General features: G+C 45.5%; 10 protein-coding genes. 5 read left to right on the forward strand and 5 right to left on the reverse strand.

Features of this window, described 5'->3' with window-relative positions; translation table 11 throughout:
• On the forward strand, positions 1-1,491 hold the full coding sequence (locus tag QFZ48_RS08820) for a SusD/RagB family nutrient-binding outer membrane lipoprotein (protein WP_429062000.1): 1,491 nt from the start codon (positions 1-3) through the stop codon (positions 1,489-1,491).
• A 110-nt stretch (positions 1,492-1,601) separates the two neighbouring features.
• Entirely contained in the window at positions 1,602-2,318 is a 717-nt protein-coding gene (locus QFZ48_RS08825; protein WP_429043923.1) for a DUF2490 domain-containing protein, read from the forward strand.
• Between the two features lie 11 nt (positions 2,319-2,329).
• On the opposite strand, the gene QFZ48_RS08830 is transcribed toward QFZ48_RS08825, so the two are convergent.
• The 3 genes from QFZ48_RS08830 to QFZ48_RS08840 form a co-directional block, all read right to left on the reverse strand.
• Positions 2,330-2,818, reverse strand: coding sequence for a YcxB family protein (locus QFZ48_RS08830; RefSeq protein ID WP_370911237.1), 489 nt, complete (start codon positions 2,816-2,818; stop codon positions 2,330-2,332).
• 20 nt (positions 2,819-2,838) lie between these two features.
• A complete protein-coding gene (locus tag QFZ48_RS08835) occupies positions 2,839-3,339 on the reverse strand; it encodes a hypothetical protein (RefSeq protein ID WP_370911238.1) in 501 nt (166 codons plus the stop codon).
• A gap of 550 nt (positions 3,340-3,889) precedes the next feature.
• The gene (locus QFZ48_RS08840; protein ID WP_429062002.1) at positions 3,890-7,186 is read right to left on the reverse strand and encodes a vitamin B12-dependent ribonucleotide reductase; all 3,297 of its coding nucleotides are present in this window, start codon (positions 7,184-7,186) and stop codon (positions 3,890-3,892) included.
• 327 nt (positions 7,187-7,513) lie between these two features.
• Between QFZ48_RS08840 and QFZ48_RS08845 the strand changes: the two genes are divergently transcribed.
• On the forward strand, positions 7,514-8,269 hold the full coding sequence (locus QFZ48_RS08845; RefSeq protein WP_079469798.1) for a geranylgeranylglyceryl/heptaprenylglyceryl phosphate synthase: 756 nt from the start codon (positions 7,514-7,516) through the stop codon (positions 8,267-8,269).
• Between the two features lie 79 nt (positions 8,270-8,348).
• On the opposite strand, the gene QFZ48_RS08850 is transcribed toward QFZ48_RS08845, so the two are convergent.
• The gene (locus QFZ48_RS08850; RefSeq protein WP_079469799.1) at positions 8,349-9,077 is read right to left on the reverse strand and encodes a LytR/AlgR family response regulator transcription factor; all 729 of its coding nucleotides are present in this window, start codon (positions 9,075-9,077) and stop codon (positions 8,349-8,351) included.
• Positions 9,078-9,168: 91 nt separating this feature from the next.
• Positions 9,169-10,197, reverse strand: coding sequence for a sensor histidine kinase (locus QFZ48_RS08855; protein ID WP_429062004.1), 1,029 nt, complete (start codon positions 10,195-10,197; stop codon positions 9,169-9,171).
• Between the two features lie 222 nt (positions 10,198-10,419).
• Here QFZ48_RS08855 and dxs point away from each other — a divergent pair, with 222 nt between their 5' ends.
• On the forward strand, positions 10,420-12,345 hold the full coding sequence (dxs, locus tag QFZ48_RS08860; RefSeq protein ID WP_429043916.1) for a 1-deoxy-D-xylulose-5-phosphate synthase: 1,926 nt from the start codon (positions 10,420-10,422) through the stop codon (positions 12,343-12,345).
• A gap of 82 nt (positions 12,346-12,427) precedes the next feature.
• Positions 12,428-13,474: a 2Fe-2S iron-sulfur cluster-binding protein gene (locus tag QFZ48_RS08865; RefSeq protein WP_429043914.1), complete on the forward strand. Its 1,047-nt coding sequence runs from the start codon at positions 12,428-12,430 to the stop codon at positions 13,472-13,474.
• The last annotated feature ends 4 nt before the right edge of the window (positions 13,475-13,478 follow it).

Here is a 13,478-nt window from a genome sequence, read left to right on the forward strand (position 1 = left end):
ATGACTAAAAAGATTTTTAAATATAGCAGCATCCTGTTCTTGTTGGCTTCACTGGCATTTACCAGCTGTAAAAAGTTGGATGATATGAACACTGATCCAACCAGGCCAACTACCGCTTCGCCCGCAAACCTGCTCACGGGCGCCCAGAAAAGCACGATGGACATGCTTTACAGCGGATTACAAAACGGTTTCATCGCCATGAACTATGCACAATTCTGGACTGGAAACTCCAGGACAAATGATAGCCAGTTCAATCTCGATGAAGGTAATAATGCCGCCTTCTGGAATACATTATACCGTATCTCGTTGCATAATCTTGATGACCTGGTTAAACAAAACGCGGCTAACCCGGGGCTGCCCGGCGCGACTAACCAGAGTGCCATCGCAAAAATCACAAGCGCCTGGATCTACCAGATCCTGGCAGATACCTACGGAAATATTCCATATACAAAAACCTTCCAGGGTAGCAGTAATATTACCCCTCAATACGATGATGCCCAAACCATTTATAACTCCCTGCTCGACACCCTGCAGGCGCAGATAAATGTGCTGGACACATCACAGATTAGCTTTGAAACCGGGGATATTATTTATAACGGAGATGTAGAAAAATGGAAGAAACTGGCAAATTCGCTGATGCTCAGATTGGCCATCCGCATGGTGGACGCCAACCCACAAAAAGCCAAACAGATCATTGAAGCGCACTATCAGGATGCCCTTAGCGATAACAGTGACAATGCCGAGTTCGAATACCTGAATGCAGCACCCAACAAATTCCCTTATAATGACTCTGAACGCGATATCATCGACTTTTCTGTAAGCGCCACCCTGGTGGATTATATGAAAAGTGTAAATGATCCCCGCCTCAGCATTTACGCCCGGCCTTCAGCCATTAGCGATACCATCAAAGGTATGCCTTACGGCTCGTCCGCTTCAAATCCGGACAGGCTTCCTATAGACAACTACTCCTTTCCCGGCACACAAATATATAGCGCCACAATGCCAGGCATTCTAATGGGATATGCAGAAGTAGAGTTTATCCTGGCGGAAGCTGCTGCCAGAGGCATGAATGTGGGCGATGATGCGGCTACGCACTATGCAAAAGGCATCACCGCTTCTATCAGCTACTGGCGTACACTTACCAACAACACAGATATCACGGATGCTGCTATCGAGGCATATATAGCGAAAGTACCTTACGTAGCCGCCGACTGGAGAAATGTGATCGGTACGCAAAAATGGCTCGCGCTTTATCCGCAGGGCTTCCAGGCATGGTTTGAAAGAACCAGGCTTCATTTTAGCAAACCAGGCGGACAACCATTATTCATAGCTCCGGTATCCGGTTCACTGGATCCCAGCGTTACAATGGTGCCCTACAGGTTAACTTACCTGCAGACCGAGCAAACACAGAATAAGGCCAGCTACGAAAAAGCCGCTTCCGACATCGGTGGCGACACAAAAGGCACCAAACTGTGGTATAACAAATTCTGATACAACAATCAACTATAGCTAAACAACAATCTACCGGCGCCTGCATCTGCAGGCGCTTTCTTTTTTTATACCGATTTATTTATCTTTAACCCCACCTATATTCAACGATCATGAGGAAAGTACTGCTAACAATGGCCCTGCTGGCTATTGTCCGTTTGGTATCAGCACAGGAAACAACACATGCCTACCAGAATTGGTATACTTATTTCGGCACCATGAAAATTAACAGTAAATGGGCGGTGCCTTTTGATGTGCAGTTACGTATCAGGGATGGTATCAGTAACAAAGGTCAGCTGCTCATGCGCGGCGGTCTGCAATATTCCCTTACCAAACAGGATCATATTTTACTGGGATATGCATATGTACCCACTTACAATGCCACCAGCAATACATGGCTGCCTGAACAACGCATCTTTGAACAATACATCCATAAAGCAAAAAAACTGGATATGACCCACCGGGTACGGCTGGAACAACGCTGGGTATCCCAACCGTCAGCTCCCGGAGATCCGCATGCTATCGGTAATTGGAAATATGGTAACCGCGCCCGCTATTTCAACCGCACACAACTACCCATCCTTCATAAAAAAGCAGCCACCCCGTTTTACGTGGCCCTGCAGGACGAAATCTTTTTAAATCTCTGGGGAAATGATATCAGCAACCTGCTGTTCGATCAGAATCGCTTCCTGGTTGCTTTTGGATATCAGTTCAATCCTAATCTCAAAGCAGATATAGGCTATATGAACCAGCTGGTCCAGGTTACGTCAGGCGCTAAAACCATGAACCATATCCTGCATTTCAGCGTGTTCCAGAATATTAACCTGTAACGCAGAAAGTCTTACCGGTAATTACTAAACTTCGATTTGAGTATGCCCGCGAAATTGCGGTAGGCCTCCTCTGTCTGGAAAGCACTGGTGGGAATGAGAAAGAAAGTTTTCTTATCACGATAGAGGAAGAAGAATTTTTCAGTTTCCACTACCCTGGAAAAATTGCTCCAGCTGATATTACGCGGATGATCACTCCCCCGGGTGGTAATCAATAATCCCTCGTCAGAATACTTGAGATGTATACTGTCTTTAAAAGTAGCCGCCTTATTGTAAATAGAAACAGGTAACAGGTACCAGAATACCCAGCCAAGCACCAGTATCATGATAACAATACCAGTAAGCGCACCGGTGGTCACCACGCTAAAAAAATAACCTGTTAAAGTAGCAAGTAATAAGATGATAAGGGTATTGCGGAAGACTTTAATCTCGCCTCTTCGCATAAAATGATAGCGCAATGCATGCAACACATCCCCTTTATCGTAGTTAAACTCTAAATGCATTATCGCCTGGCAAAACTATTTTATCTGTTAACTGAAATCGACATCGGATTATCCATTTCATCACGCACAGTAACAGGTGCTTCCTTCTTCCGGCTGCGTTTTACATTAGACAGATCGTCCTCGCTGAATCCGGGGAAGTTCTTCTTGATGAACAGAAAATATTGCTGCAAGGTTTTTGGATCTACCTTGAAAGGAAAAGCCATTTCCTTACCACTCCCTTTGAGGAAGTCGTTTGTATTTAATTTAGTCTCGTTTTGTAAATACCACTTGTATAAGTCCACAATAGCTTTCTCCAACTCTGCTTCATCCACTTTCTCAGTTGTCTCTACCCGCGGAAACATTAACACAAACTCTTCTACCCTTACAGGCTTGGCATTATTCGTGTTTTTGGCGTTATTACGGTTGTCGTTGTTGTCTCCGTTTTTATCACCATTATTATCCCCGTTTTTGAAACCAGTGCTGGCATTTGCTGATGCGGCTGCGGCCAAAACTACCAACAGCATAAACAACAGCTTTTTCATAAGGCGTCAAATTTTCGAGTTTAAAAATACAATTATATTTTGAGATTTCTAGTAGATTCCAAAATATGCGTAAAAACCCCTAAAAAAAACAAAAGCAATGGGCGAACCATTGCTTTCGAGAGTCATTTACAGTGCATGATGAATCATGCGGTGTAGGAATATTTGGTTTTTCATAGGACAGTAACCATAATAAAAATTAATACAATAACAAATATAATAAAATTATATCGTGAGTTAGGGAAAAGATTAAATATTAGAAATATATTAATATTTCTGCACGTTTTTAAAAAAGATGCAATTAGATTGATCTTTTTAGAAAAATATCAAATGAAAAAAATATGTTGTAAAGAATGAGGACCTAAATATTGCCTGGAGAAAGAGAAGAAAAACAGGGTGTTTTTTGAAAAAAGTAAGGGCGCCTAGAAAAGCGCCCTCAATTTGTTACTATCCTATGAAAACCCTATTTGAATACAAAGGTAAGGGCATGTTATTTTTCTTTGAAATTTTAGAGCCTAAATAACATATCATTAACAAGAAGTTGTAACATCAATCAGCTGCAACCCATGCTGGTACCGCAATTCAAACATTTATAGCAAGTACCCGAACGCACCGTGATATGTCCACAGGTATTACATGCCGGCGCATCACCTTGCATACTTTTCAGGTAATCCTGCGTACCACTTTCCTGCTGAAATGCTGTAGCCGCCTGCATCCTGGGAATACGCGGAGCAGCTTGCCCACTATTGTTTACCTTTCCTGGCAATGGAACCGGCGCCTCCTCATCCGCATCCCCTTCACCCGTATTACCAGGTGCATCCAGCACATGTACCAGGTCGGTACGGCCCAGGTACTCATATCCTAACACCCTGAAAATATAATCGATTAGCGAGGTGGCCGATTTAATGTTGGGATGATCTACCATTCCGGCCGGCTCAAACCGCGTGAAGACAAACTTATCTACAAACTCTTCCAACGGAACCCCATATTGCAATCCAACAGAAACGGCAATGGCAAAACAGTTCATCAAACTCCGTAAAGTAGAGCCCTCTTTCGCCAGATCAATAAATATTTCGCCCAACGTACCATCGTTGTACTCCCCGGTACGCACAAAAATTACCTGGCCACCCACATTTGCCTTTTGCGTAAACCCACCCCGTTTGGATGGCAAACTTTGCCGCTCCACAATCCTCGACAACTGGCGCTTTAAGGTGGTGTCCCTGCTGGCCAGCATCCGTTTGTTCACTTCCTCCAGCAACTCATCAATCGTCAGCTGCTGCAGGTCCTGCCCGGCAGCCACCTCGTTCACCGGCTCCGCTTTCTTCCTTTTATCACTCTTATTGCTTAAAGGCTGACTTAACTTACTTCCATCCCGGTACAAAGCACAGGCTTTCAACCCAAGTTCCCAGCTGAGCTTGTAAGCATCCGCAATTTCTTCCACAGCCGCCTCATTCGGCAGATTAATGGTTTTGGAAATAGCCCCGGAAATAAAAGGTTGCACCGCCGCCATCATCCTGATGTGACCATGCGCATGTATATACCGCTCCCCATGCTTTCCACATTTATTGGCGCAGTCAAATACAGGTAAATGAGCATCTTTCAGGTAAGGAGCCCCCTCCACCGTCATTGTTCCGCACACATAATCATTCGCCGCTTCTATCTGCTCATCCGTAAATCCCAAAGCATGTAACAGGCTGAACTCAAGACTGTAATAATCCTCCGCCTTAAACCCTAACCGCTGCAAACACTCTTCTCCCAATGTATAAACATTAAATACAAACGATATATCAAAGGAAGAAGAAACGGCGGTATCCAGCTTTTTCAGCTCTTCCCCCATAAATCCTTTCTCACTCAGCGACTGATGATTAATATAAGGCGCCCCCGCAAAATTGCCGGTTCCTTTTGCATAATCCACAATCGCCTTTATTTCATGGGAAGAATAGCCCAGGTTTTGTAACGCTGTAGGAATAGACTGGTTAATAATCTTAAAATAGCCGCCACCAGACAGCTTTTTGAATTTCACCAATGCAAAATCAGGCTCCACGCCGGTAGTGTCACAATCCATCACCAGGCCAATAGTGCCGGTAGGTGCAATCACCGTCGCCTGTGCATTCCGGTAACCATATTGCTCACCCAGCTTCACTGCCTCGTCCCATGCCTTGGTGGCCGATTTCAGCAGGTAATCCGCGCAATACCGTGCGTCAATGCCCCTGGGCTTTATCTCCAGTCCATCATACGCATCAGAGGCATCGTATGCGGCCGCCCGGTGATTCCGCATTACCCGCAACATATCTTCCCGGTTCTCTTTATACCGGGGAAAGGCGCCCAGATGTGCAGCCATCTCCGCAGAAGTTTTATAGGCAATCCCCGTCATAATAGCGGATATCGCTCCTGATATGCCGCGCGCTTCCTCGCTGTCGTAGGCAATGCCGCTCACCATCAGCATAGAACCCAGGTTGGCATAACCCAGCCCCAGCGTGCGGTATTCATAACTAAGCTGTGCCACTTCTTTAGAGGGGAACTGTGCCATCAGCACAGAAATCTCCAGCACCACTGTCCATAACCTCACGGTGTACTCAAAGCCGGGAACATCAAACAGGTTCCTTTCATCATCGAAAAAACGCCGGAGGTTCACGGACGCCAGATTACAGGCCGTATTATCGAGGAACATATATTCTGAACACGGATTAGAGGCGTTAATACGCCCGCCCTGCGGACAGGTATGCCACTCATTGATAGTCGTGTCATATTGCGTACCCGGATCTGCACAACGCCAGGCAGCATAAGTAATCTGATCCCATAAATCCTTTGCTTTTACCGTTTTTGTGGTTTTGCCGGTACTCCTGGCTTTGAGTTCCCATTCGCCATCTTCCTCCAACACCCGGAAAAAAGAATTCGGTACCCGGACAGAATTATTGGAGTTCTGGCCAGATACCGTTTTATATGCATCTCCTTCATAATCAGAAGAATAGCCAGCTGCAATCAACGCTGCCACCTTCTTTTCTTCCTCTACTTTCCAGTTCACAAATTCCATAATCTCCGGGTGATCAAGATCCAGGCACACCATTTTTGCGGCCCTCCTGGTGGTGCCACCCGACTTAATTGCTCCCGCTGCCCGGTCCCCGATCTTCAGAAAGCTCATTAATCCACTGGAAGTTCCGCCACCACTGAGCTTTTCCCCATCTCCCCGGATATGCGAAAAATTAGTACCCACACCGGAACCGTATTTGAAAATGCGGGCTTCCCGCATCCATAAATCCATAATTCCACCCTCATTCACCAGGTCATCGTTTACACTTAAAATAAAACAGGCATGAGGCTGAGGCCGCTCGTAAGCAGAAGTAGACTTTTCCAGGTTGCCGGTATTTTGCTCCACATAGTAATGCCCCTGTGGCTTGCCTTTAATACCATAGCTCTCAAATAAGCCGGTATTAAACCATTGGGGGGAGTTAGGCACACACGACTGGTTGAGCATACTGTAGGTCAGCTCTTCATAGAAAATCCGGGCATCTTCCGCGGAAGCGAAATAGCCATATCTTTCACCCCAGGCACGCCAGCAGTTGGCCATACGATGCACCACCTGTTTCACCGAAGTTTCCCTCCCTGAAGTGCCATCAGCCTGCGGCACCCCTGCTTTGCGGAAATATTTCTGCGCCAGGATGTCGGTAGCAATCTGCGACCAGGCGGCCGGTACTTCCACGTTATTCATTTCAAATACTACATCGCCACCGGGATTCCGGATCACAGAAGAGCGGAGTTCGTAGGCAAACTGGTCGTATGGACTCACACCTTCTTTGGTAAAATGGCGGGTAAACGCAAGCCCATTCTTACTATTGACTGGATTTTTCATGCCCGTAAATTTTTCTTAGATGATATAAATGAGTTAGTATAGCGGAGTACTCTAAAATTAATTTTAAAATGCCTGGAGCGGCCCATTTATTTTGCACAGATTGTGGATAATTGCGCAAACAGTTTGCCAACACGTTTGTTATAAAGCCAAAAAGAAATCCGGCTTAAAATTTGTCATTAACAAAACGTTTACAGTTGCGTTACACATAATTCGCTAGGTATCATGAAGTTCATGAATAGAAAATGAATTGAATGCATATTTATTTAGCAATGTGTGTTATTAATAAAAATATTATACATTTGCGACAACCGGAACAATGCGCTATTGATGTACAATAACATATACACTTCGTTCATCGAAAGAAAGGCTAAAAAGGAAAAGGCATTCGCGGTTTTAATTGACCCGGATAAGGTAACACCTGCCGGCATCATAGAGATTGCTGATAAATGCACTGCTGCCAAAGTTGATTATATCTTCCTTGGAGGTAGTCTGGTGATCTCTGATCACCTTGATGAATGCGTACAACAGCTGAAAGCCAGCTGCAACATTCCCGTTGTATTATTTCCCGGAAGCCCTTCCCAGGTATCAAAATATGCTGATGCCTTACTCTATCTGTCTGTAATTTCCGGCAGAAACCCTGAATTACTGATTGGACAGCATGTGGTATCTGCCGCTGCTGTGAAGAAAAGCGGACTGGAAGTAATTTCCACCGGTTACATGGTAATCGACGGCGGAGCACCCACTACAGTTTCTTATATCAGCAACACCATGCCTATCCCGGCAGACAAGGCAGATATTGCCATGTGTACCGCAATAGCAGGGGAAATGCTGGGAATGAAAGTGATTTATATGGATGCCGGCAGCGGCGCCCGTGTACCTATCACAGAAAGTATGATCAGCAGGGTGGCCAGCCAGGTACAGGCTCCTATTATTGTAGGAGGAGGTATAAGAGATGCAGAAAAAGCTTACCTGAATTGTAAAGCAGGCGCGGATATCCTCGTAGTAGGCAACGCCATTGAGAAAGACCTTTCTCTCATTAAGGAACTGGCAGACGCCGTGCATTCTGTTCCTGTAAAAGCATAAAGATATATAGCATAAAATATAAAACGAATGACAGCAGGAAATCTGCTGTCATTCGTTTTATTAGCTGACCGCTAAATACTTACAGGCTCATCATCTCCTTAAACTTCACTGCCTGCCTGCGGCTTACTTCAATTTTTTCGCCCCCGCGCATTTCCAGCAACAGGCCGCCATTAAAGTAAGTATCAATTTTCTCAATCATCCGCAGATTCACGATATGTTTACGGTTTGCACGGAAAAAAGTACGCTCGTCCAGTCTTTCTTCCAGTGCATTCAATGATTTGAGGATCAAAGGCTTGTTGGTTTCAAAATAAACCCGCGCATAGTTACCCACACTTTCAAAAAGCCGGATTTCCTGCAGCTTCACAAACCAGCACCTGTCGCCGTCTTTCACAAAAACCTGGTCATTTTCAGACAATAAATTACGGATACCACCGGATGCCGCCAAACGGTCCTTCTCATCCTGCTGATGCAGTTTGTGGATCGCATCTGCCAGCCGCTTTGGCTCTACCGGTTTCAACAGGTAGTCCAGCGCATTGTACTCAAATGCTTTCAGCGCATACTCATCATATGCAGTAGTGAAAATCACCTGCGGCGTTTTCTCCAGCTCTGCCAGCAAATCAAAACCTGTTTTATCAGGCATCTGGATATCCAGGAACAGTAAGTCAGGATGAAGCGTTTCTATCTTCTCTATACCATCCTTCGCGTTCACAGCTTCCCCCACCACCACTATTTCCGGGTGATCTGCCAGTAATTTTTTCAATTCACTTCTGGCCAGGCGTTCATCATCTATTATCAATGCTTTTTTCATTGGCAATATGAAGTTTGGTTGATGATTTAATTGATTTAAAAATAATAGCTATAACCAGTTAATCCGGCTACAGCAGTTTATAACAAGTGATTTAGAGCAAGGGCATCACTACAGTAGCTTCCACCGTTTGCTCATCTTTATTCCTGATTTCAAAAGAAGCCCTGCTGCCAAACAAAAGGCTCAACCGCTGCCGGGTGCTCTGTAATCCAAAGCCATGCCCGTTCATATTGTTTTCTATAATCTGACCGGTATTTTCAATGGTAATTACATGCTGCATACCCTTCAGGGAAGAATGAATATAAACCGAGCCTCCCCGGATGATCCGGGAAATCCCATGCTTAATGGCATTTTCCACCAACGTTTGCAACATCATCGGTGGTACCTGTAACTCCAGCGTATCCGGGTCAATCTCATACTTAACACTCAAACGCTCCTCAAACCGGATATGTTCCAATGCAAGGTAATCCTTTACTATATTCAATTCGTTTTCCAGACTCACCGTTTCCGCCTTCTCCGTTTGCATAGAGCTCCGCAGGATATTGGAAAGCTCTGTGATGGCAGTTCTTGCCCGCTGTGGGTTTTCATCTACCAGCGCCCGGATACTGTTCAGCGCATTAAAAATAAAGTGTGGATTCAACTGCGCTTTAATCGTTTTCAACTCCAGCTCCTTCACAGTAGTCTCCAGCTTTAACTGATCCACCTGCGACCGCCGGTTCCTTTCAATGTAATGCCATATGAAATATAGGAACCACCAGATGGTAGTGATCAGGAAAGATCCTACAATCCCCACCTGGATGGGCGTATCCGATAAGTGTAACAGGTATATTCCAAAAAAGTAATATCCAATATACGACACCAGCCCCGACCCCGTCATTAACCCGATAAACAGCAGAATCTGGTTCTCAAAATTATAATTCACCCAGGCAAACCGATGGATCAGGTTGCGGAAAAGATGAGTGGCTATAAAACCGAATAACACAAAAATTACCAGATTCAGATAATAAGCCGCGTCCGGAGACGTTTTCCTGTAAACAGAAAAGGCGAAGAAAACATTGATCAGAAAATATGCCGACCACCCCAATATCTGGCACCACCAATATTTGTTTATTTGTTTAAACATTCAATCAAATTAGTAAACTTCACCTATATTCCAAAAATACCCTACAGCGCCCCCAGCAGAAACCTAAATGTTATAAATGGTGAATCAAAAAAGGTAAATGGCAGATGGCTGTATCTGAATGGTGAAATATCACAGAACTGTCCTATTTTCCTGTCATCCTTACACTATTTACCACATATTTTTATGTATTTTTGTTACTTCATATAAACCCTGAGCCCAATTATGAATATAAAGGCAGGTCAACTGTTGAGCCAGATAGAATATCCCGCTGATTTGCGAAAGCTGAATAAAGAACAGCTTCACCAGGTATGTGAGGAGCTGCGTCAATACATTATTGACGTGGTAAGTGTGCATGGTGGCCACTTCGCGGCCAGTCTCGGTGTTGTGGAGCTAACAGTCGCTTTGCATTACGTTTTTAATACCCCCTACGATCAACTGGTATGGGACGTGGGCCATCAGGCCTATGGCCATAAAATTCTCACCGGTCGCCGGGAAACATTTCCTACCAACAGGAAATATAAAGGACTCAGCGGATTTCCTAAAAGAGATGAAAGCCGTTACGACACTTTCGGCGTAGGACATTCATCCACTTCCATCTCTGCCGCGTTAGGCATGGCAATGGCTTCCCACTACAAAGGCGAATTCGACCGCCAGCATATTGCAGTAATCGGCGATGGCGCCATGACAGCAGGTATGGCTTTCGAAGCCCTCAACCACGCCGGTGTGGCAAACGCCAACGTGCTCATTATACTGAACGATAACTGCATGTCCATAGATCCTAATGTGGGCGCGCTGAAAGAATATCTCACAGATATCACCACTTCCCCCACCTATAACAAGGTAAGGGATGATGTGTGGAACCTGCTGGGCAAATTACCGGTAGGAAAGAAATTTACCCGCGACATGGCCTCCAAACTGGAAGCCAGCCTCAAAGGTGTAGTGTCAAAATCCAGCAACCTCTTCGAAGCACTGAAGATGCGCTATTTTGGTCCCATTGATGGACACAACATCACCAAACTGGCCGATACCTTGCAGGACCTGAAAGATATTCCCGGTCCGAAATTGCTGCACATTGTTACCACCAAAGGTAAAGGCTATGCACTCGCAGAAAAGGACCAAACCACCTGGCACGCACCAGGTCTCTTCGATAAAATTACCGGCGAAATATTCAAAAAACCGGTCACCAGCCCGCAACCTCCTAAATACCAGGACGTTTTTGGCCATACCATCATTGAACTCGCAGAACAAAACGATAAAATTATCGGTATCACCCCAGCGATGCCTTCCGGCTCTTCCCTCAAATTTATGATGGAGAAAATGCCGCAAAGAGCCTTCGACGTGGGCATCTGCGAACAACACGCCGTTACCCTCTCTGCCGGCATGGCAACGCAGGGCATGCGCGTTTTCTGTAACATCTACTCCTCTTTCTTCCAACGTGCCTTCGATCAGGCTGTACATGACGTAGCCATCCAGAAACTGCCGGTGATATTCTGCCTCGACAGGGCAGGACTCGTAGGAGAAGACGGACCTACCCATCATGGCGCCTACGATATTGCTTACATGCGCAGTATCCCCAATGTGATCATCAGCGCACCTATGAATGAGGAAGAAATGCGCAACCTGATGTACAGCGCACAACTGCCGGAAAATGATATGCCTTATGTAATCCGCTATCCACGTGGACAAGGCGTAATGCCGGAGTGGCGTACGCCGTTTAAAGCCATTAAAGCAGGTACCGGCCGGAAAATCCGCGACGGAAAAGATATCGCGATCCTCTCCCTCGGACACACCGGTAACTTCGTGGCTGAAGCATGTAAAGAACTGATTGGAGATGGCCTGCAACCCGCTCACTACGATATGCGTTTTGTAAAACCACTGGATGAAGCAATGCTGCACGATATCTTCCAGTCGTTCGACAAAATAATTACCGTAGAAGATGGTACCATTGTAGGTGGCTTCGGTAGCGCAGTCATCGAATTCATGGCTAACAACAACTATAAAGCAACCGTTAAAAGGTTGGGCATACCCGATAGAATTGTGGAACATGGCAAGCCGGACGAATTATACCGCGAATGTGGTTATGATGCCGCCGGCATTGCACGCACTACCAGGGATATGTTGAAAGAAAAAATTACCGTCACTATTTAATAAAAGAATTTAGTTATTTAGCTACCTGAATATTTAATTTCCACAGGAATTGAATATTCAGGTAGCTAAACTTTTTTATACCATGTACTTTCAGCTCAGGATAACGGAGATCATACGCGAAACACCCGGTACTTATACTTATAAGCTGGAAAACACATCGCCGGAGCCACTGGAATATCTGGCCGGACAATTCCTCACCTTTCTCATTACGCTCAACAACAAAGAATACAGGCGCTCTTATTCTTTTAGCTCCACACCAGGTGTAGATCCCTTTCTGTCGGTAACGATCCGCGAAAAAGAAAACGGCGAGATATCCCGCCATCTTATCCATACCTGGAAAGTAAATGATATCGTTACTGCACTGGAGCCCTCCGGCCGCTTCACTTACGAAAAGTCAGATACTGCAGAAAGAGACATCTTCCTGCTGGCCGCAGGAAGCGGTATAACACCCGTATTCTCGCTGCTGAAACATATATTAACAACGGAGCCGCACGCGCATGTTAAACTGATTTACAGCAACGCTGCGCCCGAAACAACCATCTTCTATGAAGCGTTGCTGGCGTGGCAAAAACGTTACCCGCAACAACTGGAATGTATCTGGCTTTTCAGCAATGATCCGGATAGTCATCATATCTACAGAAGGCTCAACAATATTTTACTGGAGCAACTGGTAACCACGCATATCCGTTATCACCGGGAGCATGCACAGTTCTTTCTCTGCGGTCCTCCCGATTATATGCGCACCATCCTGCTTACGCTCACCTTTATGGGCTTCCGGGAATCACAACTCCATAAGGAAAACTTTGTAGTGAATACAGATGCACGGATTGCCAAAACACCGTTACCGCAGGATCACGATCCGAAACAGGTAATCATCCGCTATCGCAATGCAGAGTACAAGCTCGCTGTTCCCGCGAATCAAACCATCCTTAGCTACGCCCTCGCCAATGAAGTATTACTACCTTATAGTTGCAAGGGCGGTGTATGCGGTTCCTGCACAGCGCAGTGTGTGAGCGGCAAAGTATGGATGCCGGTAAACGAAGTACTAACGGATAAAGAACTGGCCGAAGGGCTTATACTTACCTGCGTCGGATATCCGGCAAGTAATGAAATAATACTAGAATTATAAAATC

It is taken from the genome of Chitinophaga sp. W2I13 (genome assembly GCF_050434005.1).
In the GTDB taxonomy this organism is placed as follows: domain Bacteria; phylum Bacteroidota; class Bacteroidia; order Chitinophagales; family Chitinophagaceae; genus Chitinophaga.